This window comes from Burkholderia lata (genome assembly GCF_902499335.1).
Lineage (GTDB): Bacteria > Pseudomonadota > Gammaproteobacteria > Burkholderiales > Burkholderiaceae > Burkholderia > Burkholderia lata_B.
Genome location: NZ_CABVQK010000005.1, coordinates 266,692 through 291,610, shown reverse-complemented (window position 1 = coordinate 291,610; position 24,919 = coordinate 266,692). Strand labels below are relative to the sequence as shown.

Sequence of the window (24,919 nt, the reverse complement as noted above, 5' to 3'; positions counted from 1 at the left end):
GCCTGTCGAGTGATGGGTCGCGGCGAGCACGGGCTGCAGGCGTTACCAGCCGTCCGGAATGGGCATGGAATAGGTCAGCGGCTTTTCCGGCATCACTTCGTCCATGATGTCGGAGTAGCCGGACTCCTGTCCGACCAGATTCGGCTCGAAGCAGTAGCAATTGAACGTCTGCTGCAGGACGAGGTTGTTGCGGTCGTTGATCGCCGGCGGGTTTTCGTTGATCGCGATGAACGCGTCGTAAAGCGAGTCCCTGACGACGTACGCGTGCGCGGTGAGCGTCTCCACGGCCTTGACGATGTTCGGCGCGACGGGAATGGGCGGCGTGAAGTGATACGCGCCCAGGAACAGCATGTGCCAGTCGTCCGGCACTTGCGCGATGAACTCGGGGAAGCGTGCGGCGAAATCGGCGTCGAAGAACGCGTCGTCCTCGAAGATCAGCACTTCGCTCGCGCCGGCGGCCTTGGCCTGTTTCACCGCGGCGAGATGGCTCATCGTGCAGCCGTAGTCCTGCGGGCGCATATGGTTCAACGATTCAGGCACGCTCACCAGCCTTGCATCGACGGCGGACAGCCGTTCCACCGTGAGAATGTTCTGCTCTGCGAATTTTCGTTGCATCGCTTCCCAGCGGTCGGGGCGCCGGTCCAGGTTGATGCAGACCTTGCGGGCGAAAGTGTTGTCGATCGTCGGCGTTGATTTCATGAGTGCGTTTTTTCCAGAAGCGAATTGACTTGGGCGGCGAGGGCACCGGCATGCGGATCGAGCAGCATGGTCAGGTGGTCGCCGGGGACGTCCGTCACCGCGACGGGGAGCGCCGAGAAGCGGGACCATCCCCAGGTCGGGTCGAGGCGAAGCTGCGCGATCTCGGGCGACGGAGCGTAGTCGCCGGGATCGCGCTCGGTGCTGCGGAACAACGCGATCGGCACGGGCAGCGGGGTGGCTTGCGGCGCGTAGTGCGATTTGAAGTTGGCCTGATAGACGCGCAGGTAGGCGCGCAGGCGGTCGGACCCGGCGTCCGCGAACCAGCTGCCGCGGCTGCCGATCCGCTCGAGGATCAGGCCGGCCTGGCCGTCGGGATCGAGATGGACGAGGTCGGCTCGCGTCACCTGAAGGTCGGTCCCGAGGAAGGTGCCGATTTCGTGGGCGATCGCGACCAGCCATTCGGTGTCGTCCCAGTCCTGCCAGTAAGTGGCGGCCGAGCTGTCGATGGGCGCGGACGCGTCGAGGATCGCCAGCAGTTTCACGTCGGCGCCCTTGGCGACCAGTTGCCGGCTCATTTCGAGCGCCACGTGCGCGCCGAACGAGTGGCCTGCCAGGTAGTACGGACCCGCGCCCACCAGCGGCCAGATGCGTTCGATATGACGGGCCGCGATGTCTTCCACGCGCGTGAGCGGCATGCACGAGCCGTCGAGGCCGAGCGCTTCCAGCCCGTGAATCGCGTGGGCGCCGCTCAGGTGGTTCGCGAGCGGGTGGAAGTAGACCACGTTCCCACCGGCGCCCGGCAGGAGGAAGAGCGGCGCGGCGGGGCCGCCGTCGCGAATCGGCACGAGTCCGCCGGCGGGCGCGGACGGCTCTTTCGCGGCCAGCGCCGCCGCCAGTTTCTCGATTGTCGGATTCTCGAAGAGACAGGAAATCGGCAGCCGGCGATCGAACGCCTTCTCGACATTGGCCATCAACTGGATCGCGATGATCGAGTGGCCGCCGAGGTCGAAATAGTTGTCGCTGACCTTGATGTCGTCTCTTTTGAAGATCCGCTGCCAGATCTCCAGCAACGTGCTTTCGTCGGCCGTATGCGTGAGGGCGCGTACCGCCGTGGCCGCACCGGCGGCGGCTTCGATCGCCGGTTCGGCCTCACCGCGCGGCGCGCTCGGCTGGCCATCGGCGGCCGGCGGATCGGCGAGCTGGCCGGTCAGGAGGGTCGGGTCGTCGGCGAATCGTTCCAGCAACGTGCGGAGGGTGCCGAGCATCTGCCGTACGACATCCGGCGCGACGCGGTGTGCATCGTGCGAAATATGGAAGCCGACGCGCTCATTCGGGTGCACGGTCAGGGTCAGCGGGTAATTCGATTCCGCGAACGCGCGGGTGTCGAGGATCTCGATGTCGTCCGGCCCGAGATCGGGGGCGGCGGCAACCGGGAAGTTCTCGAAGACCAGCAGGCTGTCGAACAGGCTGTCGCGGGCGGGCAGTTCGCTCCACGACTGGATATCGACCAGCGAGCTGTACGAATGCGGCTCCATCGCCGTCTGGGCCGCATGGACCGCCGCCAGCCATTCGATGAAGGGGCGCTCCGGCGCGATACGCAAGCGTACCGGCAGCGTGTTGATGAACAGCCCCACGATCGACTCGACGCCGTCGAGCATCGGCGGTCGACCGGACACGGTGACGCCGAAGACGACGTCGTCCGTTCCGGCGTGACGCCGCAGCACCAACGCCCAGACCGCGCGGATCAGCACGTTGAGGGTGACGCGATGAGTACGCGTGAGCGCTTGCAGCCGCGTGGTCAGGGCCTCGTCCAGCAGGAATTGCTGGGTCCTGAGTTTGTCCTGCCGCGCGGCGTCGCCGGTGATCTGCCGGGCCGGACTGGCCGCGATCGGCGTGGCGGCGTGGAAGCCGGCCAGCTCGGCGCGCCACCAGGTTTCGTCGGCCGAGCGAGGATGACGCGCGAGCCAGTCGATGTACGCGCGGTATCCCGGCGCCGACGCCGCGACCGCGGGCATGCCGGTGCGGGCGAGCGACAGGTAGTCGTCGAACACCTCCTTCATCAGGGTCGCGGTGCTCCAGCCGTCGAGGATGATGTGGTGCGCGCTCCAGCAGAAGCGATGGCGCGTGTCCGTTTCCTGGATCAGCGTGCAGCGGAACAACGGCGCCCGTTGCAGATCGAAGCCGCGCTTCCGGTCGTCGGCGAGGAACGCGTCGAAGTCCTGCGCGCGGCGGGACGCATCGCGGTGCCGCCAGTCGACGAACGTCCACGGCAGCTCGACCGTGTGCAGCACGGTCTGGACGGGATGATCGCGATTGGCCCATGCGAACGCGGTGCGCAGCACGGCATGGCGCGCGAGCGCATTGGCCCACGCTTGCCGGAGCGCCGGCACCTGGAGCGGGCCGCTGACCACAAAGCTGAACTGCTGGAAATAGGCGGCAGGATCCAGGTCGTACAGCGAATGGAACAGGATGCCCTGCTGCAGCGACGAGAGCGGGTAGCTGTCCTCGATGGCGTCCCATGCGGTGTCGGGGACCGACGCCGCGAAGTCGAGCAACCGGTCCTTGAAGTGCGCGGCCAGGTTCTCGACCGTCTGCCGCCGGTGGAGCCGCTCGCCGTAGCGCCAGTCCACCTGAAGCTTGCCGTCGACAACGGCGGCGACGATCTCGAATGCGTGCGTGCGCTGCGACTGCTCGGCGCGCAGCGAACCGAGGTCCTCGGCCGCCGGGCGCCAGCCATCGGATTGCTGCAACACGGTATCGAGCTGCCCGTGATAGTTGAAGAGGATCTCGGCCTTCGGCAACGCGGCGAGACTGTCGCGCACGGCGGCGTCGGGACTCAGGTATCGGAGCAGCGAATAGCCGAGGCCGTCGGCCGGAATCCGGCGCAGCTGCTGCCGCGCGGCACGCAGCGCTTCCTCCGGCGCGTGCATCGCGTCGGCGTCGAGCACGACGGGGTAGATGGACGTGAACCAGCCCACCGTCCGGGTGAGGTCGAGCGGCGCATCCGACACATGGCGGCCGTGACTTTCGAGATCGATCCGGGTGCGGGCGTTGCCCGTGACCATGCTGCAGGCTTGCGCGAGCGCGACGAGCAGGACGTCGTTGATGCGGGTGTCGTAGGCGCGTGGCAGCCGGCGCAGCAACGCGGTGGTGTCGGCTTCGTCCAGTTCGAATGAAACGGATGATGCATCGCCGACCGCGTTGTTGGCTCGCTTGTTGGCCCCGTCGTTGGCCGCACCCGCGGCCGGATAGTCAACCGGAATCGGCTCGACATGCTGCGCGAGGAGGGCTTGCCACAGTCGGGCTTCGTCGCCGATGGCGGGCGATCGGGCCAGGTGCTGCAGATGCAACGCCCATTCGCGGAACGACGTCGTCTTCTCGGGCAGCGGCTGGCCGTGGTACGCGGCATGCAAGTCCTCGAGGAGCACGCGCCACGACACGCCGTCCACCGCCAGGTGATGGACCGACACGAACAGGCGGGCGAGCGGCTCGTCGGCCAGGCAGAAGAGCCGCGCCGCCAGCAACGGGCCGTGCGTGATGTCGATGCCGCGCTCCGCGTCAGCAGCGGCGGCGCGCATCGCCGCCAGGCGCTCGCCGGCGTCGCCCGCGATCACCTGCTTCGCGAAGAGCGCCGGCATCTCGCCGCCGACGACGACTTGCTGGGTCCAGCGGCCCGCATCGTGCGAGAAACGCAGTCGCAACGCGTCGTGATGTTCGTAGACTTGCCGGAACGCGTCGGCGAGCTTCGACGCGTCGATATCCGCAGGCACCTGGATCAGGACCGTTTGATTGTAGTGCGACGGCGCATCGATCTCCTGATCGAAGAGCCAGTGTTGCACCGGCGTGAGCGGCGCCTCGCCCAGCGGGCTCAAGGTCGGTGCGTGTGCTGCCCGTTCCTCGGGCGCGGCGGCCAGCTGCGCGATCGTCTGATACTGGAACAGCTGCTTCGCCGTCACGCGCAGCCCCGCCTGATTGGCGCGCGCGATCACCTGGATGCTCAGGATGGAGTCGCCACCGAGTTCGAAGAAATTGTCGTGGATGCCGACGGAAGGCAGTTGCAGCACGTCTTGCCAGATCGACGCCAGCAGGATTTCCCGGGGCGTGACGGCCGGCGCGTGCGGCCGAGCCGCGTCGACCACCTCCGCCGGGGGCGGCAGCGCCTTGCGGTTGATCTTGCCGTTGGGCAGCATCGGCAAGGATTCAAGTGCGACGAACTGCGACGGCACCATGTAGTCGGCGAGCTTGCCGCTCAGGTAGCCGCGCAGATCGGCGAGGTCCGGTGCCGCGGTCGCGACATAGGCGATCAGGAACGTTCGGGCTCCTTCGGTTTTCGCGATCACGACGCAGTCGTCGACCGCCGGATGCGTGCGCAGCGCCGCCTCGATTTCACCGGGTTCGATGCGCAGGCCGCGCAGCTTGATCTGGTGATCGATGCGGCCGAGGAATTCGATATTGCCGTCAGGCCGGTAGCGCGCGAGATCGCCGGTGCGGTAGAGGCGCGCGAGCGGGTCGGACGAGAACGGATCGGCGATGAACTTCTCGGCGCTCAGTTCGGGTTCGCCGTGGTAGCCGCGCCCGACCGGCGTGCCACCGATCAGCAATTCTCCGGCCACGCCGACCGGCGTGGGCTGCATCTGCGCGTCGACGATGTAGAGACGGGTGTTGGCGATGGGCCGGCCGATCGGGACGATGCGGTGCGGGTCGTCGCGCCGGCATTCCCACGCGGTCACGTCCACAGCGGCCTCGGTGGGGCCGTAGAGGTTGTACAGGCTGACGTCCAGGCGCTCGAGGCAACGCTGCTGCAGGTCGTGGGGCAACGCCTCGCCGCTGCACACGACGCGGCGCAGCGACGCGCAGTGTGCGTCGAGGTCCGGATGGTCGAGGAACGCGCGCAGCATCGACGGCACGAAATGGATCGTGGTGATCCGTTCGCGCTCGATGAGCTCGACCAGGTAGTCGGCCTCGCGCTGTCCGCCGGGTCGGGCGAACACGAGGCGCGCGCCGGTGACGATCGGCCAGAAGAGCTCCCAGACCGAGACGTCGAAGCTGAAAGGGGTCTTCTGCAGCACGGCATCGTCGGCGTCGAGCGCGTAGGCGTGCTGCATCCAGAGGATGCGGTTGGTGATCGCGCGATGGGTGTTGAGCGCGCCCTTGGGGCGGCCGGTCGACCCGGACGTGTAGATCATGTAGGCGAGGTTGTCGCCGTTCAGCGCGGGCTCGGGGTTCGACACGGCGTCGACGTCGAGATCGGTTTCGTCGCTATCGACGACGATCAGGCGGGCGCCGGTGTCGGGCAGCGCGGCGCGCAGATGCTGCTGGGTGAGGAGCCAGCGCAACTGCGCGTGGTCGATCATGAAGCGCACGCGCTCGGCGGGGTAGTCGGGGTCGACGGGGACGTAGGCGCCACCGGCCTTGAGGACCGCGAGCAACGCGACGCTCATGTCGAGGGAGCGTTCCATGGCGACGCCGACGAGTGCATCGGGGCCGACGCCGAGCGCGATGAGGTGGTGGGCGAGGCGGTTGGCGCGCAGGTTGAGTTCGGCGTAGGTGAGCGCCTGGTCATCGAAGACGGCAGCGACGGCATCGGGCGTGCGCTCGACCTGCTGTTCGAACAGGCGATGCAGCGGTTGCGCGGCGGCTTCGCCGAAATCCGTGTCGGTCTGGTTCCACTCGACGGTCAGCAGGTTCCGCTCCGCATCGCTCGACAACGACAGCGCGCCGAGCGGCCGGTCCGGATCGGCGATCACGGCATCGACGAGCGTGCGGAAGTGTTCCGCCATGCGATCGATCGTGGCGGCGTCGAACAGGTCCAGGTTGTATTCCAGCGAGCCAGCGAGGCCGTCGTCGGCATCCTGAATATGAAGCGTGAGGTCGAATTTCGCGGTGTGGGTCTCCACCGACACCGGCGTGGCCACGAGGCCGGGGAAGCTCACCGCCTGGGACTGCGCTTTCTCGTACGCGAACACGACCTGGAACACTGGCGTGCGGCTCAGGTTGCGTTCGAGCTCGAGCGAGTCCACCACCTGCTCGAACGGAATCTCCTGGCGGCTGTAGCCGTCCAGCGCGACGCGCTTCACGCGCGCCAGCAGTTCGCTGAAGGTCGGATTGCCCGACAGGTCCACGCGCAGCGCGAGCATGTTCGCGAAGAAGCCGATCAGCGGCTCGGTCATGCTGGAACGCCGATTGGCGATCGGGGAGCCGATGACGAGGTCCTGCTGGTTGCTGTATCGCGACAGGAGCAGCGCATACGCGGCGAGCACGACCATGAACGTGCTGGTGCCGGACGCGCGGGCAATCGCGCGCAGGCCGTCGGCGCGTTCGCCGCTCAGCTGGAACGGCAGGACCGCGCCGCGGAACTGCTGGATGGCGGGCCGGGGGTGGTCGGTGGGCAGTTCGATCAGGTCAGGCGCGTCCGCCAGCGCGGCGCTCAGGAGCGCCAGTTCCCGATGCGTATCGGCGGACGCCAGGCGCTCGTGCTGCCACACGGCGTAGTCTGCGTACTGGACAGCCAGTTCCGGCAGAGACTGGCCGGCATAGAGCGCGGCCAGTTCGCCGATGAGGATGCCTGACGACCATGCATCGGAAACGATGTGATGCATCACGATGCCGAACACGTGCAGGCGCTCATGGACGCGATACAGCACGACGCGATAGAGCGGCCCGGCGGCGAGATCGAACGGGCGGTCGGCTTCCGCCGCGAGCAGCGCGAGTGTGTCGGATTCGTCGGCGACGTCGACCACGTCGAGCGCGACCGGCGCCGGCGGCGCGATGTGTTGAACCCCGAGGCCGTCGACGGCGGGAAACGTCGTGCGCAGGATCTCGTGACGCCGGCTGATTTCGGACACGGCAACCCGCAGGCGCGCGATGTCCAGTTCGCCGTCGAAGCGCAGCGCGCTCGAGATGTTGTAGGTGGCCGACGGGCCTTCCAGTTGCGCGAGGAACCACAGCCGCTGCTGCGGAAAGGACAGCGGCAGGTCGTTCGTGCGCGAGCGGGGCAGGATGGTGCCGGCCGTCGAACCGGCGCGGGGCGACGACGCTTCGATCAGGTCGGACACCGCGCTGATGGTCTGGAGTTCGAAGATCGCGTCGATGCCGATCTCGACGGAGAAGCTGCTCCAGATCCGCGAGACCAGCTGCATGGCTTGCAGCGAATCGCCGCCGTAGTCGAAGAAGCGGCCGGTGAGATCGACGGCCGGATTGTCGAGCACGTCGCGCCAGATGCGCACCAGCTCGAGCTGGATCGGCGTGGCGTCGAGACTGGCGGCGTCGGGCGCGGCGGCAGGCTCCAGGGCCAGGAGCGCCGGGCGATCCAGCTTGCCGTTGGCGTTGAGCGGGAATTCGGCGATCGGGATGATGTCGGACGGGACCATGTAGTCCGGCAGCTTCCCGGCCAGATAGGCCCGGAGATCCGGCACGCCGAGGCTCGCGGCGCACTTGACATAGGCCGCCAGCTTGCGCACCCCGTGGGCGGATTCGCGCAGCATGACCGCCGCGCCGACGACATCCTCGTGCGCGGCGATCGCGGCCTCGATCTCGCCGAGTTCGACACGGTGCCCGCGGATCTTGACCTGGTGGTCGACGCGTCCGTAGCACTGGATACGTCCGTCGGGCAGCCACCGGCCGATGTCGCCGGTGCGATAGATGCGTGCTTCGCCGGGGAACGGATGCTCGACGAATTTCGCGGCGGTGACGTCGGACCGCTGATGATAGCCGCGCGCGAGGCCGGCGCCGGCGAGGCAGATTTCCCCGGGCACGCCGAGCGGAACCGGCCGCAGGGCGTCGTCGAGCATGTACACCCGGGTGTCGGCGATGGGCCGTCCGATCAGCACCGTGGACGGCGCGTCCTCGACGCGCTCGACGATGCAGCCGACCGTCGCCTCGGTGGGTCCGTACTCGTTGTAGATTTCGATCGCGGGATCGATCTTGCGCAGCGTGGCGATGTGCTGGGGCGTCAGCTCCTCGCCGCCCACGATCACCTTGCGCACGCCGGAGCGTGCCAGGTTCATGTATTCCAGCAGGTGAATGTGGGTGGGCGTGAGCTTGAGGGTGTCGACGCCGCTGCCGGGCTGGAACATCCGGGCCAGGATGGTGTCGATGCTCTCCGACTGCGGATAGATGCGCAGCGTCTTGCCGCGCACCAGCGGGCAGAAGATGTTGGTGAGCGTGAAATCGAAGCAGAGCGAGCTGTACAGGCCGAAACTGCCGGTCGTGCTTTCCGGAAAGTAATACCCGGCGGCCCACGCGATGTAGTGGGCCAGGTTCCGGTGTTCGAGCAGGCAGCCTTTGGGTTTCCCGGTCGAGCCGGACGTGTAGAGCACGTAGGCCAGGTGCGCCGGTTCGGCACGGTACGGCGGGTTGTCCGGCAGCGGCGTCCAGCCGGGAAGTTCCTGGTCCAGCAGCAGCGTCACGCCGGAGAATTCATACCACTGCGCCAGTTGGCTCGATTGGGTCACCAGCAGCGACAGGCCGGTGTCGCCGAGGATGTGATTGATCCGTTCGGCCGGATACGCCGGGTCCAGCGGAACGAACGCCGCTCCCGCCTTCAAGATGCCGAGAATCGCGACGATCATCCATTCGGAACGGTCGAGCATGATGCCGACCAGCGATTCCGGCCCGACGCCGTGGTGTTCGCGCAATTGATGCGCCAGGCTGTTGGCCCGGGCGTTCAGATCGGCGTAGGTCATCAGCGAGCTGTCGGTGACCAGGGCCGGCGCCGTCGGCGTACGTGCGACCTGCGCTTCGAACATGGCGACGACCGTCGGGTGGCTGGGGCCGGCCGTCGCGGTTTCGTTGAAGGCGGTCAGCAGCGGGCGCTCTTCCGGCGGGGCCGATTCGATGTCGCCGACGGGCTGGTCGAGGTGTTCGAATGCCTCCAGCACCGCGCCGAGGCTGCCGGCGAAACCGTCGATGATGAAAGGCTCGATCGCCGCGCTGTAACGAAGCTCGATTTCGCCGCGCGCGAGCCGCAGATGCAGCTGCAGGTCGTCGTCCCGACCGGTCGGTGCGTGGTGCACCCGATCGTCCGCCAGCGCGACTTTCGTGAGCTGCGCGAGATCCATGTCCTGTTCGTTGCGCACGAGCGTTTCAAGCGGGAATTGAGGCTCGGCGTAGCTGTCTTCCACGATCCCGGCCACGCGCGACAGGTAGTCCTCGACGCGCTCCTCGGGACGGACCTCGATGATCAGCGGAACGGTGGCGGCCCGGGCCGGCGGATGCCCGGCCAGCCCCGGCGTGCCGAGCACCGTGACCGGAATCCGGAAGTATTTCCAGAGCAGGAACGCAATGCCCGCCGCGGTGACGGCGAATTCGGCAAGCTCGCCGTCGCCGATATGCCGCAACAGGTCGAGCGACGCGGGCGTGAGCCGCACCGAGCGGGACAGCTGGCGACCCGGCTGCTGAGCCGGGGCGTGCGGTGCGATCCGGTAGACGCCGGCGACCTGGGAAAGGCTTTCGCGCCAGAAACGCGCGGTGTGCGCATAGCGATGGTCGGTGACCAGCACGTTATTGTCTTGCACAGAAAACTCCTTGAGACGTTTTGTTCACCTGAAACAACCCGAAGCAGCGCGCACGGCGCCCGCTGCTCGAACCCCGGCCGGCCCGCATCAGGTCTTCTCCTCGAGCGCGTCGTCGGCCGTGACCTCGGGCGCGCGCTTCAGGCGCAGGCCGACCCGGACCCGTGGGCCGGCGGCGGGCGCATCGCCGGAGAGCGGGATGCGATCGACCGGCGTGGCCGGATCGCGGCGGAAGACGTCGTGGATCGCGAGCAGTCGATCGCGCATCGCGGCGATGGTCGACGGGCGGAACAGGTGGGTGTTGTAGATGAACTGGATCAGGTGCCTGCCTTCGCTTTCCACGACCTGGAAGGACAGGTCGAACTTGGCTGTCGTGTCGGTCTGCGAAAGGTCCGTGATGCGAAGACCGGGCTGCGGCGCCGGCATCGAAACGTGGTTCGCCTGGATGTCGAAGATCGGAAAATGGCCCGCCGGGGTGCGAATCTTCAGGTCTTCCAGCAACTCGTCGAACGGATAGGACGCATGCTCCAGCGCTTCCGTGGAGGCTTTCGCCACACCGTCGATCACCTCCGCGACGGTCGCGGATTTCCGCACCGGGACGCGCAGCACGACGGTGTTGAGGTACACGCCGATCTGCGCTTCGAGCTGCTCGCTGTCGCGCCCGGCCGACACGCTGCCAATGACGATGTCCTCACGCCCCGTGTAGCGGTGCATCAGCACGCAGAACGACGCCAGGAGCACCGCATGGAGCGACGTATGGTGAGCGCGGGCCAGCGTCGCGAGTTCCGCCGCCTGCGGCTCCGGCAGTTCGACTTCGAGCGTCTGCCCGGCATGACCGAGCCGCTCGGGACGCGGGAAGTCCGATGCCAGTTGCAGGCGGGGCAGCGGCGCCGCCAGTTGCTCGAGCCAGTACGCGCGATGCGCGGCGGCGCGCGGACCGGCGAGGCTCGCGTTGTGCCACGCGGCGTAGTCGCGATACTGGATCGACAGCGGCGGCAGGTCGCGTCCCGCATACAGCGCATGCAGGTCGTCGGTCAGCACGCGGATCGACCACGCATCCGATATCACGTGGTGCATGTTCAGCAGCAACAGATGCTTCGCCGGCGAGAGCCGCACCAGCTTGACGCGAAAGAGCGGCCCCGACGCGAGATCGAACGGCTGCTCGCTTTCCGCGCGAATCAGCGCATCGATCGCCTGCGGCCCGGCATCGTCGGCGAGATCCCGCTGCTCGACCCGGAAGCCGGATGCTTCGCGGCTGAGGATGCGTTGCCGCAAGTCGCCTTCGATCATCGCGAACACGGTGCGCAGGCTCTCGTGGCGATCGACCAGCGTGTCGAACGCACGGACGAGACGCGCCGTGTCGACGGCGCCGTCCAGCTGCAGCGCGCCTGCCATGTTGTACGTGGACGGATCCGCGCTGCGGCTGGCGAGCCAGATCCGCTTCTGTGCGCGAGACACCGCGTAGGACGATTGCACGGCCAGCGCCGGGATGAGCGCATCGTCGTCGGCGGCAGCGCCGCCGGCGGGCATGGCAGCCAGCTTCCGCGCGAGCGCGCGCGGCGTCGGCGCATGGAAGATGTCGGCCACCGCGACTTCCAGTTTCAGTTCGCGCCGGATCCGGCTGACCATCTGGATCGCCTTGAGGCTTTGGCCGCCATGCTCGAAGAAATCGTCGTCGACGCCGTTCGGCCGGCGGCCGAGCACCTCGGCGAAGATGCGCAGCAGCGCCGCTTCGACCGGCGTCCGCGGTTCGGCCGGCACGCCGTCGGGCAACGATGCGGCATCCGGGCGCGGCAGCGCGGCGCGGTTGATCTTGCCGTTCGGCATGACCGGTAGCGCCGGCAGCAGCATCACGGTGTCGGGCACCATATGCGCCGGCAGCTTGTCGCGCAGTGCGTCGCGCACGCGTTGGGGCGTCCAGCCGGTTCCCGACGCGTAGCCGCACAGGGACATTTCCGAATCCGGCGTCTCGCGGGCGACCACGACGGCGTTGGAGATGCCCACGAGACCGGTCAGCGCGGCTTCGATTTCCCCAAGCTCGATGCGATATCCGCGGATCTTGACCTGGAAGTCGCGGCGGCCGAAGAAGTGGAGATTGCCGTCCGCCCCGAAGCAGCCGATATCGCCGGTGCGATACAGGCGCGCGCCCGGTTCCGGACTGAACGGATCGTCGCGGAACACCGCCCGGGTGCGTGCTTCGTCGAACAGGTAGCCGCGCCCGACGCCGACGCCGCCGATGCAGATCTCGCCCTTGACGCCGGGTGGGCACGGATTCATGTCGGCGTCCACGACGTAGAGGCGCAGGTTCTCGATCGGCCGGCCGATCGGAATCGCCGGCAGATCCGGCGCGCTCCCCATGCTGTAGTGCGCGACGGAGTCCGACGCTTCGGTCGGACCATACGCGTTGATGAGCCGGACCGCCGGATTCAGGCGGAACCAGGCTTGCGCGGTGGCGGGCTGCAGCGTTTCGCCGATCGTCAGCAGCGTGTCGAGGTGCGGGAAGGCCGGTGCCGCATGCCGTTCCAGTTCGCCGAGAAAGGTCGCCAGATAGGACGGCACGAATTGCATCGCCGTGATGCGGTCGCGGTGCAGGCTGTCGATCAGGCGCGCGGGCTCGAGGATCACGGCATCGGGATAGATCACCGTCGTGCCGCCCGACGCCAGCGCCGCGAAGCACTGCCAGACCGAAATATCGGAGCAGTGCGAAGCGGTCTGCGCGACCGCGCTCTGCGCGCCGAGCCCGACCCTGCGCGCCATCGCGAGCACGTGATTGAGCATGCCGCGATGTTCGACCATCGCGCCCTTCGGTTGGCCGGTCGAACCCGACGTGAAGATCACGTAGGCGAGGTCCGCGGGCCGGCAGCGCGGCGTCGGCGCTTCGGCGTCGCGATGGGCGGGCAGGCGGGCGGGATCGACCAGTGGGATCGACGCCAGCGCCGGCGGCGGCTGGCAGTCCGTGCCGACGATGACGGCCGGCCGGGCCAGCGTCAGGAGGGTCTCGACTCGCTGGGCCGGATAGGCCGGATCGACCGGAACATATGCCCCGCCGCACTTCCAGATCGCCAGGATCGTTTCCAGCATCAGCGGCGAGCGCGGCATCCAGACGGCGATCCGGTCGTCCGGCTGCAGCGGGGCCGTTTGCAGAAGATGCGCGGCGATCCGGCTGGCGCCTTCGACGAGGTCCCGATAGGTGCGAACCTCCGTGCCGCAGCGCACCGCGATGCGCTCCGGGTGCGCGGCGGCGACGGCCTCGATCAGTTCGGGCAGCGTCCGGTCGGACGGAACCGGCGCGAACGGTTCGTTCCAGTCGAGCAGGATGGCGTCCCGCTCGGCGGCAGCGAGAAGCGGAACGCTGCGGTTCGGGCGATCTTCCGCGCCGGCCAGGCCGGTGAGCAGGGTCTCGACATGGCGCAGCAGGCGGATGATCGTTTCGCGATCGAACCGGCCGTCGTCGTACAGCACCTGCAGCGACAGGCGCTTGCCCGGCGTCACGACCAGCGTCAGCGGGTAATTGTTCGGATCGGACACCTGGAATGCGCCGATCCGCAGGCCGGGCAGTGCATCGGCCAGCGCTTCCTCGACCGGATAGTTCTGGAAGATGAGCAGGCTTTCGAAGAGCGGCACGCCGGGCGGCAGGCCGGCGAATTTCTGGATGTCGGCCAGCGGATAGTGCGCATATTCCTCCTGCTGCGCGAGATCCATCTGCAATTGCGCCAGCCACGCGGACGTCGGGCGCGCGTCGATGCGGACCCGCACCGGCAGCGTGTTGATGAACAGCCCGACCATCTCGTCCGACGCCGGCAGCGATGCCGGACGACCGGAAACGATCGTGCCGAACACGACGTCCGATTCGCCGCTATAGCGGCTCAGCAACTGCGCCCACGCGCCCTGCGCGAGCGTGTTCAGGGTGAGGCGGCTGGCTTGCGCGAAGGCGACCAGCCGTTGCGTGTCGCTTTCGGAGAGCAGCAGCGGCTCTTCCACGTAGGCGCCCGGCGCGGCCGTGCCGTCGAGTTCGGGGCGGCCCAGCACGAGCGGCGTCGTCGCCGGGAAATCCGCCAGCTTCGTCTTCCAGAAACGTTCCGCCGCGGCGGCGTCCTGGCGCGCCAGCCAGCGCACGTAACCGGCGAAGGCGGGCGGCGCGTCCCGCTCCGGAGCGCCTGCGGCCGGCGGCGCCTGATAGGCGGCGGCCACTTCGCTCAGGAGCCGGGCGGAGCTCCACCCGTCGAGCAGGATGTGGTGATGGCTCCAATGGAAGCGCCATGCATGCTCGCCCACGCGGAACAGCGCGAGCCGCATCAGCGGCGCGCGGGTAAAGTCGAAGCCGCGCGCCCGGTCTTGCGCCACGTAGGCTTCCCAGCGCTGTTCGGCCTCCACGGCGGACGCCGCGCGCAGATCCTCGTCGTGCCACGGCAAGTCGATACGGCGATGCACGACCTGCACGGGGCTTTCGATGTCTTCCCAGTGAAACGAGGTGCGCAGGATGTCGTGCCGGTGCGCCACGGTATCCCACGCGCGGCGGAACCGTTCGATGTCGAGCGCGCCGTCGATACCGAAATTCAGGCTGCTGAAGTACGCATCCGACGCGGGTTCGTACAGGCTGTGGAACAGCATGCCCTGCTGGGTCGGCGTCAGCGCGTAGACGTCGGCGATCGCGTCCGGCATCACCGAGGCCGGCGCCTGCGGCAAGCCGGTCGCGGGCCGGGACGATGCGGACTCGACGGCATGGCCGGCGACCAGGGTTTCGAGCGCCGCGATGTACGCTTGCGCGACGCGCTGGATGGTGTCCGTGTCGTGGCAGGCCCGGCTGAACTCCCACGCAACGTGCAGGCGGTTGCCGGTCACGTAGGCGTTGATGTCGAGCAGGTGCTCGCGCAGCTGGTTCGCATTGCGGCCGTCTCCGCTGGGCTCCGCGGCCTGTTTCCAGTCGCGTGCGGCGGTGAACAGCTGGTCGGTCTGGCCCAGGTAGTTGAACAGCAGCCGCGGCTGCGGAGCCGGGCCGGCGAGCCGGTCTTGCAGCAGGCCGTAGCTGATGCCCGCGCTCGGCACGGCGCGCAGTCGCGCCTTGACCGACGCAACCAGGCGAGCCGGATCGTGCGAACCGGCATCGACCGTCAGCACGACCGGGAAAACGGACGTGAACCAGCCCACCGTGCGCGAGATGTCGAGCGCGTCGATCAGTTCCTCGCGCCCGTGCGCTTCGAGATCCAGCAGGACGTCGGCACATCCGCTCCAGTCGCTGACGGCACGCGCAAGCGCGGCAAGCAGCACGTCGTTGATCTGCGCGTCGTACGCGCGGGGCGCGGCGCCCAGCAAGGCCGTCGTGGCGGCTTCGCCGAGCTCGACCACGATCGTTTCGGCGGACGACACGGTATTGGCATCGGCGGACGCATCGCGATCGAGCGGCAGGCCGGGCAGGGCCGAACGTGCGAGGGCCTGCCAATGGGCGATGTCGGCGTCGGCGGCGCCGGAGCCGGCCCAGTTCGAGATTGCCCGGGTCCATGCGGTCCATGTCGCGCTGCCGCCCGCGAATTCGGGCGCCTTGCCGTTGCGCAGGCGGGTATAGGCGTCGTACACGGTTTCGAGCAGCGCGCCCCACGACACGCCGTCGACGACCAGATGATGGGCGACCAGCAGCAGGCGGAGCGAACGGCCTTCGTCGACGCGGAACAGGTCCGCGCGCACGACGGGGCCGTCCGCGAGATTCAGGCTCGCATGCGACTGCGCGACGTACTGCGCGAGCTGGTCGCGCGCAATGTCGGACACGACGACGGGGACCTCCGGATCGTCGACGACTTCCTGGCTCCAGGCGGACGCGTCCGCGCGAAAGCGCAGCCGCAGCGCGTCATGCCATTTGACCGCGTGCCGCAGCGCCTGGCGCAGCAAGACCGGATCGACATCCGCCGGCACGTCGAGCAGGACCGCCTGGTTGTACTGGTCCGGGTCGTCCTTGCGCTGCGCGAAGAAGCGCTTCTGGATGGGCGTCAGCGGCAGCGGGCCGGACGACGCGACGAACTCCGCCGCGCCGACCGTGCCGCGCGTCGCCACGGCGGCGAGTTCAGCCACCGTCGGATGCTGGAAGATGAGCCGGGTCGTGATCTTCAGGCCCGCCTTCGCGGCCAGCGACACGATGCGCATGCTGAGAATCGAATCGCCGCCCAGCGCGAAGATGTTGTCGTGGATGCTGGGTGACGGAATGCCCAGCGCTTCGCCCCAGATGCGGCACAGCAGCGTCTCGGTGGGCGTGCGGGGCGGCGTCGGCGCGTGTGCCGTGGCGGAGTGTCGCGAGCGGTCCAGCGGCGGCAGCGCCTTGCGGTCGATCTTGCCGTTGCCGCTCAGCGGCAGCGCGTCGAGCACCACGTAGATGCCGGGCACCATGTACTCCGGCAGCGTGGCGGACAACGCGGCGGCAATCCGGGCGTCGCTCAGCGACGCGCCGTCGCGGAACGCGACATACGCGCACAGCGCGGCGCGGCCGGCCTCGTCGCGATAGTCGAGCGCGGCCGCCTGGCGGATTTCCGGAATGGCGGCCAGCGCGTTGTCGATCTCCCCGAGCTCGATGCGGTAGCCGCGGATCTTCAGTTGGTGGTCCTTGCGGCCGTGGAGCACGATCGTTCCATCGGGCAGATAGCAGCCGATGTCGCTGGTGCGGTACAGGCGGACACCGCGCTCCGGATGGAACGGATCCTCGATGAAAGCCTCCCGCGTGGCGGCTTCGTTGTTCAGATAGCCGCGGCCGACGGCGACGCCGGACACGCAAAGCTCGCCGGGAATCCCGATCGGGCACAGGTTCATCTGCGGGTCGACGACGTAGAGGCGCACGTTGCGGATCGGCTTGCCGACCGGTACGTAAGGCGTGGCCGGCGCGCACGTCATGCGGTGCTGTGCGATGTCGTCGGACGCTTCGGCCGGGCCGTACGCGTTCACCAGCGCGATGTCCGGGAACACGTCGAACCACCGTTTCACCAGGGCGGGGCTGACCATCTCGCCAGTGACGAGCAGGTGCCGCAGGTGCCGCATCAGCGCCGGCTGTTCCGACGCGCGGTCGAGCACCGCGGACAGATAGGACGGCACCAGTTCGAGGATGCCGATCCGGGTGGTTTCCAGGTACGCGACGAAACTCGCGGGATCGCGAATGCATTCGTCGTCGACGATCACGGTCTTGCCGCCGACGAGCGGCGCCGTGAAAAATTGCCACACAGAAATATCGAAGCAATGCGGCGCGGTTTGCGCGATCACCGACGACGCCGAGATCGAAAACTCGTCGATCTCGGCGAGCATGTGATTCAGCATGCCGGCGTGCTCGACCATCGCCCCTTTGGGCTTGCCGGTGGAGCCAGACGTGTAGATCACGTAGGCGAGGCTGTCGGGCGACACGGGGCGGCCGGGATTGGTGTCGTTGTCGATCCCGATGACGGCGTCGAGCGACACGACCGGCGCGATCCCGGCCAGCTCCGGGGGCAGGAGACCGTCGCAGGTCAGCACGAGGGCGGCGCCGGAATCCTCGAGAATGGTGCGGATGCGGGCCACCGGATAGTCGGGGTCGATCGGAATATAGGCGGCGCCGCATTTCCAGACGGCAAGGATCGCCTCCATCAGATGCGCCGACCGGTGCATGCAGATCGCGACCAGCGCGTCCGGCCCCAGCTCGGCGGCGGCCAGCAGGCGGTGCGCGATGCGGTTGGCGCGCGCGTTCAGTTCGCCCGCGCTCAGGACGCTATCCCGGTACTCGACCGCGGGCCGCTCCGGGTGGTCCGCGGCGGCCTGCTCCAGGCGATGCACCACGGTGAACGCGGCGTCGAACGGCACGTCGGTGTCGTTGAAGGTCTCCAGCAACTGCCGGCGTTCGGCCTCGGGCAAGATCGGCACGCGACCGAGCAGCCGGTTCGGATCGGCCGCGAACGCGTCGAGTGTCGCGGCCACGTGGCCCAGCATCCGCTGCATGGTGTCTTCATCGAAGCGCCGCGGGTCGAACGACAGTTCCATCTTCCAGTCGTCGCGCGCCGTCACCACGAATTCGAGCGGAATGTCGGCGCGGTTGTAGAGCGCCACCTCGTCGACCGCCAGCCCGTGCGCGCCATGCGTCAGCGACGCGTCGAGCGGGTAATTCATGAACGTGATGTTGCTCTCGAACAGCGGCGACGTCGGCGGCACTTCGCTGCAGCGCTGAATGTCGGGCAACGGGGTGTGCTCGAACGGCGCGCGGGCGGCCACGCGCGCCTGGATCATCTTCAGCCACGGCACCAGCGGCTGCCTTGGGTCAACCCGCACCCGCACCGGCACCGTATTGATGAACAGGCCGAGCATGGTTTCGATCCCCGGCAGATTGGCGCCCCGCCCGGACACGACGGCGCCGAACACCACGTCGGTTTCCCCGCTGTAACGCGACAGCACGAGCGCCCAGGCCGCTTGCGCGAGGGTATTGAGGGTGACGTGATGGCGCGCCGCGAATTGCCGCAGGCGTGCGCTCAGGTCGGCCGACAGGTCGGCCTGCACTTGCGCGAGGCCCTGGCCGAAGCGCTCGCCCGCGTCCGCGCGCGCGGCCGTGGGCAGCGGAGTCGGCGAGCGGAACCCTTCGAGATAGCGCGTCCAGTATTGCTGCGCGGCTTGCGGCTCGTGCTGCTGCAGCCACTGGATATAGTCGCGATAGGGGCGCACCGGCGGCAGCGCCGGCGGCACGCCGCGCGCGAGCGCGCCATACACCTGGAAGATCTCCTCGATGACGAGCGACAGGCACCAGCCGTCGGCAAGGATGTGATGGTGGCTCCAGCTGAACAGGTAGGCGTCGGCGGCGACGCGCACCAGGCGGCAGCGCACGAGCGGCGCGCGATCGAGCGCGAAGCCCTCGGCCAGGTCGTTTTCGAGATGCGCGCGCCACCGCGTGCGCTGTTCGTGTTCCTGCAGGTCGAGCCAGTCGTCCTGCACCCACGGCAGCGTGGCGTGCGCGTGCACGACCTGCATGGGCTTGTCGAATTCCTCCCAATGGAACGACGTGCGCATCACCGGATGCCGATCGATGAGCTGCTGCCATGCGGCATGAAACAGCGCGGGATCGAGGCTGCCGGTGATCCGGCAACTGAGCTGGTTGAAGCTGCTTCTCGAGCCGGGCTCGTGCACGGCATGAAAGAGCATCCCCTCCTGCATCGGGGAGAGCTCGTAGATATCGGCAATGGTGGGGGATGTCACGATTTGATCCTTGAAACAAGGGCGTCCAGCGCTTCCTGGCTGATGCGCGCGGCCGGAAAGTCCGACGGGCTCAGCGCGCGCGGGCCGTCGCCGCTGGCCGCGACGATCGACAGCAGACGGCTGCGGTAGCTCTGCGTCAGCTGCTCGATGACGCCGGGTGCGCAGGCCGCGCGGTTGTAGTGCCAGGTCAGGCGCAGACGGCCGTCGAACACCATCCCGTCGATCTCGAACAGATGGCCGCGACGCGCGCGCGGGCTGTGCTCGGGACTCTGGAAATCGAGCACCGGCTTCCAGCCCGTGTCGTCGGCCAGCACGCGATCGACCTGGCCGAGATAGTTGAAGCGCACCGGCGCCGGCGGCTGCCGTTCCAGCGCGGCCGCGATGCCGGCGTCGTGGCCGAGGTAGCGGGCGATGCCGTAGCCGAGACCGCGCATCGGGACCGAGCGCAGTTGCTCCTTGACGTGGCGCAGCGCGTCGACCGCGATGGTGGCGTCGCCGGCGTCCAGGAACACCGGATAGTGGGCGGTGAACCAGCCGATCGTGCGCGACGTATCGACGCCGTCGAAGAGGTCCTCGCGGCCGTGGCCTTCGAGATCGACGACCAGCGACGCGTTGCCGGTCCAGTCGCCGAACGCGAGCAGCAGGGCCGTCAGCAGGACTTCGTTGATCTGGGTGTTGAACGCGCGCGGCACGTCCTGCAGCAGCGCGAGCGTCTGCTGCGCGTCGAACTCGACGACCGTCGAGCCGGCTTCGGCAAGGGTGCCGAGCGGCATGTCGTCGAAGCACGCCGGTTCGCCGGCGTTCCCCTGCAGCCAGTAGTCCAGCCCGTCGAGCCGGGTCGCGCCGAGTTCGGACAGACGCGTCGACCAGTCGCGCCAGGCCGTCGTCCTGGCCGGGAGCTGCACCGTTTCGCCCGCGTCGAGCTGGCGACACGCGGTGTACAGGTCTTCGAACAGGATGCGCCACGAGACGCCGTCGATCACCAGGTGATGCGCGACCACGAGCAGGCGCTGCGACGCGTCGGGACCGAACTGGAACAGGTGCGCGCGCAGCAGCGGCGCCGCCGATAGCGTGAAGCTCTCCTGCATGCCGGTGGCGGTCGCGAGCATCGCGGCGTGCCGTGCGGCGGGCGCTGCGTCCGCCAGCGACGTGACGCCGAGCGGAATGGCCAGCGGCGGCGCCGCATGCGACTGCTGCCACGCGCCGGCGACGCACTCGAAACTCAGCCGCAGCGCGTCGTGATGCGTCGCGACGGCCGCCAGTGCGCGCTCGATCGTATCCGGCCGCAGCGACGCGGGCACCTCGATCATCGTCGACTGGTTGTAGTGGTGCGGATCGGCTACGTCTTGCGCGAAGAACCAGTGCTGGATCGGCGTCAGCGGGGCGGGGCCGACCACTGGCTCCTGCGCGATCCGGAGCGACGGCGCCTCCATTGTTACCTGGGCGAGCTCGGCGATGGTCGGATGCGCGAAGAACTGGTCGGCGGTGAACTTGAGCCCGACTTGCTGGGCCAGCGACATCACCTGGATGATCAGGATCGAGTCGCCGCCCAGTTCGAAGAAATTGTCGTGCACGCCGATCGGCTCGCGGCCCAGCACCTCGGACCAGATCTTGCCCAGGCGCGCCTCGACGTCGTTGGCCGGTGCGACGTACGCGGTTTCGCTCGGCACGGGCGCCAGTTCCAGCGCGGCGAGCGCCTTGCGGTCGGGCTTGCCGTTCGGCGTCAGCGGCAGGCGTTCGAGCGTCACGATCGACGCCGGCACCATGAACTCGGGCAGACGTTCCTTCAGGTATTCCCGCAGGCTGGCGACGCTGGCCGCCGCCGTCGCGACGCAGGCCACCAGCTGCTTGTGCTGCGGCGCGTCCTCGCGCACGAACACGATCGCGTCGGCGACGTCGGCGTGCTGCCTGAGCGCCGCCTCGATCTCGCCCATTTCGATGCGATAGCCGCGAATCTTCACCTGCGTGTCGCGCCGCCCGGTGACTTCCAGGTTGCCGTCCGGCAGCCAGACGCCGAGGTCGCCGGTGCGATAGAGACGCTCGCCCGCCTCGAACGGGTGGTCGACGAACGCGGCGGCCGTCAGGTCGTCCCGGCCGACATAGCCGCGCGCCAGTGCGATGCCGGACACGCAGATCTCGCCCGCGCAGCCCTCGGGGGCCAGCGCCCCGTGCTCGTCGAGCAGGTACAGGTGCGTATTGCGGATCGGGCGGCCCACCGGCAGACGGGCCCCGTAGGTGATTGCCGGGTCGACCACGTAGTCCGTGATGCACACGGTTGCCTCGGTCGGGCCGTACGAGTTGTGGCACGTGCGGGTCCGGGCCAGCTCGCGCAGATCCGCCACGCGGGCGTTGTCGCCCGCGCTGATGACCCGTTTCACGGCGCCGAGCGCATGCCAGTCGAGCGCGGCGAGATAGGCCGGCGTCGCGTTGAGGGTGGTGACGCCCTGCTGCGCGATGTAGTCGACGAAACGCGGTACGTCCCGGATCACGGCGGTCTTTGCGAGCACGAGGCGCGCGCCCGCGAGCAGCGTGACGAAGATCTCCATGACCGAGCCGTCGAAGCCCGGGGAGTAGAACTGGACGAACCGGTCGGCGGCATCGAAACCGAATGCGTCCACATGGTACTGCGCCATGTTCAGGAGCCCTGCGTGTTCGAGCACGACGCCCTTGGGCACGCCGGTGGAGCCGGACGTGTAGATGATGTACGCCGCATCGTCCGGCCGGACCTCGACCTGCGCCGCCGCCGACGCGGGCTCCAGCGTGTCGAGCTGGAAGTCGAGGGCGAACATCGGGATCGCCCAGAAATCGGCGAGCAACGGCAGGTGTTCCGAGTGCGTCAGCAGCGCCTTGACCTTCGCATCCTCGATCATGAAGCGCAGCCGCTCCCGCGGAAACTCCGGGTCGAGCGGCAGATACACCGCGCCCGCCTTGAGGGCGCCGAGCATGCCGACGATCCAGCGCTCGGAACGGTCGGCCACCACGCCCACCACGTCGCCGCGTTCGATCGCGTATTCCGCGAGCAGGAAGCTCGCCAGCCGGGACGCCTGGTCGTCGAGTTCGGCATAGGTCAGCGATGCGTCGGCGGTCACCACGGCGACGCTGTCGGGTGCGGCCGCGACCCGTTGCGCGAACTGTTCCAGGAAGGTGCCCTGTACCGCGACGGGCGCCGCATGCGAACGAAGGCGCGCGCGCTCTTCGTCGTCGAGCAGCGAGACGGTGTCGAGCGGCGCGTCAAGTGCGCCGAAGCCGGCCACGACGTTGCGCAGGTGTCGCGCGACATGCTGGAGATAATGCAGCGTGAACACCGTCGGCCGGCCCGTCAGCACGATCTCGTAGCGCTCGCGATGCCGGATCTCGATCGACAGGTCGTAGTCGTCCGACGCCCAGGCGTCGTGAAGGCCGTCGAAGCGCACGCCGACGTTGGTCGCGAGCCGTTCGCCATGCAGCTTGTGCGCGAGGGCGGCGATCGGAAAATCCTGGTACGAATAGCTGCGCTGCACTCTGTCGCGCAGCTGGTTCAGGTACGCGCGAACCGTCGGGCCGGGCTCGCCGGCGTCGAGCAGCGGGACGGGATCGGCCGGGCCGCTCGCGGGTTCGACGCTCAGGCGCGGCGATTCCACGAACAGGCCGGCCGCGCCGTCGTAGCGCGCCAGCACGCGGAACAGCGCGGCCAGCAGCACGACGAACGCGCCCAGTTCGTTGCCGGCGGCGAGCTTCTCCAGCACCGGCGCCGCGCCGCCGTCGAGCGCGAACGTCATTGTCGGCGCGGGGCCGAGCGGCAGCGCGTACGCCTGCCACGACTGCTGAAGGCGGAAGTCTTCGTCGATGCGACCGAGCGCATCGCTCCAGAACGCCACGTGTTCCTGGTATTGCCCGCTGGTCGAGAGCGCGTTGAGATTCAGTTCTGACAAAGCACGATCTCCCTCTTCGCGTACAGGATTTCGGACGCGATGCCCTTGGCCTTGCAGTGCGCGACGAACTGGGTGGACTGGATATGGCTGGGCGAGTTTTCGTCGAAGGTGTTGTCGAGGAGGTGGTTCAGCCACGGCTCCTGACCCATCGCATAGACATACGCCGCGTTGAACGGGAAATCGTCCACCAGCGCGGCGGCCTCGCCGAACTGGCAGCCCCGCGCCCGGCGCGACTGATCGATGTCGCGCGGCAGCGACTTGGGAAACAGCGGGCCGTAGACCCATGACGGCGGCGCGCCCTCGGTTTCCATCCCGACGAACAGCGTGTCCGGCTTGCCGGCGAGGCGGAAGACATGCTCGTAGAGGCGCGGGTCGAGGTTGCACGAATCGGCGATGCACAGCACCGAGCGCGAGCCGAAGCGGATCATGAAGCTCTGCTTGCTGTGGATCGCCAGGTCGTTGTGTTCGCCCAGGAACGGAATGGCGGTGATGGCGCCGTTGGGCACCTTGATTTCCTGGGCATCCCGAACTTCCAGCACGTCGTCGAAGCCGAGCTTGCGCAACGCCAGTTCCATCGACGGATCTTGCGGAAAGCCGTCGAGATTCCTGCCGACCACCACGGTCTTGACCTTGTGGCGAAGCTGCAGCAGCGTTTCGAGGACGATGTGATCGTGATGGCTGTGCGTGATCAGCACGTAGTCGATCTGGTCAGGCAGGTCGGCGAACGTGTAGCGCGGCAGCGTGGTGTCGTAGCCGTAGCTGATCACCGGATCGATCAGGATGCTCACGCCCCGGCTCTGGACCAGCACGCACGCGTGGCCGTAGTAGCGGATGCGGATGTCGTCGCCGTCGAACGAACGATCCGGTTTCGGCGCCGGCGCCTCCTCGACGAAGAACGAGCGGAACAGCGGCTCGTCTTTCTCCTCCACGCGCATCAGGTCGACGATTTTCGCGTAGCTGCCGGGCGTGTCGCGCATGCGGAACAGCGCGTCGAGCGCGCGGTCGTCGAAGGCCATGTTGCTGAACAGCGTGCGCTCGTCGCTGAGCCGGGGCGTGCTGAGGATGAACGGCCGGGGCGTGTTCTCCTCGATCGCCGACAGCGCGATGCTCTGCGCATCGCGTGCATAGAATGGGCTCGCGTACAGCAGGCTTTCGAACACCCGGAAGGACGGGTTGTGGTTCAGGTCGTAGTAGATCTCGACATAGCCCTTCAACACCTCCGGAATCTCGGGGTAGAGCGGGTCCGACGCCATCCCCCTGGCCTGTTCCAGCAGCAGCGTGGAGAACGCCTTGTAAGCCTTCGCCAGTTCCAGTTGCCGGGTCGCGCGCCGGGTGGTCTGCTCGATCAGCGCGCGGATCTCGTCGACGCGCTGGCCGCCCAGGTCGAGAAACGGGCCGCCGCGCATCGCGGGATCCTTGCAGGCCGCCGCATGCATCATCGGCGATGCGGCATAGGACTTCAGCAGCGGCAGGAACCGCTCCGCCACGTTGAGGGCGGCGGTCAACGGCGGAAGCGTGTGATACCACGCGTACCAGCTGTTGATCAGCGGTTCGAACTGGATGTTTTGTCGCAGGTAGACCTGCGTGCTGGACGAAATGGTCAACGAAGGCTCC

The 24,919-nt window shown here is 68.1% G+C and carries 5 protein-coding genes; all 5 read right to left on the bottom strand.

Annotated elements, in window-relative coordinates:
* Positions 1 to 42: 42 nt before the first annotated feature.
* Positions 43 to 699, bottom strand: a complete 657-nt coding sequence (locus BCO18175_RS14470) for a glycosyltransferase family 25 protein (RefSeq protein WP_174981826.1) — start codon at positions 697 to 699, stop codon at positions 43 to 45.
* On the bottom strand, positions 696 to 10,214 hold the full coding sequence (locus tag BCO18175_RS14465) for a non-ribosomal peptide synthetase (protein WP_174981824.1): 9,519 nt from the start codon (positions 10,212 to 10,214) through the stop codon (positions 696 to 698). The genes BCO18175_RS14470 and BCO18175_RS14465 overlap by 4 nt, the downstream gene beginning before the upstream one ends.
* Positions 10,215 to 10,301: 87 nt before the next feature.
* The gene (locus BCO18175_RS14460; RefSeq protein WP_174981822.1) at positions 10,302 to 19,394 is read right to left on the bottom strand and encodes a non-ribosomal peptide synthetase; all 9,093 of its coding nucleotides are present in this window, start codon (positions 19,392 to 19,394) and stop codon (positions 10,302 to 10,304) included.
* Positions 19,391 to 23,305 (bottom strand): non-ribosomal peptide synthetase, encoded by a 3,915-nt coding sequence (locus tag BCO18175_RS14455; RefSeq protein ID WP_174981820.1) that lies wholly within the window; start codon positions 23,303 to 23,305, stop codon positions 19,391 to 19,393. The genes BCO18175_RS14460 and BCO18175_RS14455 overlap by 4 nt, the downstream gene beginning before the upstream one ends.
* Positions 23,293 to 24,909 (bottom strand): MBL fold metallo-hydrolase, encoded by a 1,617-nt coding sequence (locus BCO18175_RS14450; RefSeq protein ID WP_174981818.1) that lies wholly within the window; start codon positions 24,907 to 24,909, stop codon positions 23,293 to 23,295. Before BCO18175_RS14450 ends, BCO18175_RS14455 begins: the two co-directional genes overlap by 13 nt.
* Positions 24,910 to 24,919 lie beyond the last annotated feature (10 nt).

Coding starts and splice junctions, on each gene's coding strand:
- BCO18175_RS14470 (WP_174981826.1), bottom strand. CDS start 699: ATGAAATCAACGCCGACGATCGACAACACTTTCGCCCGCAAGGTCTGC.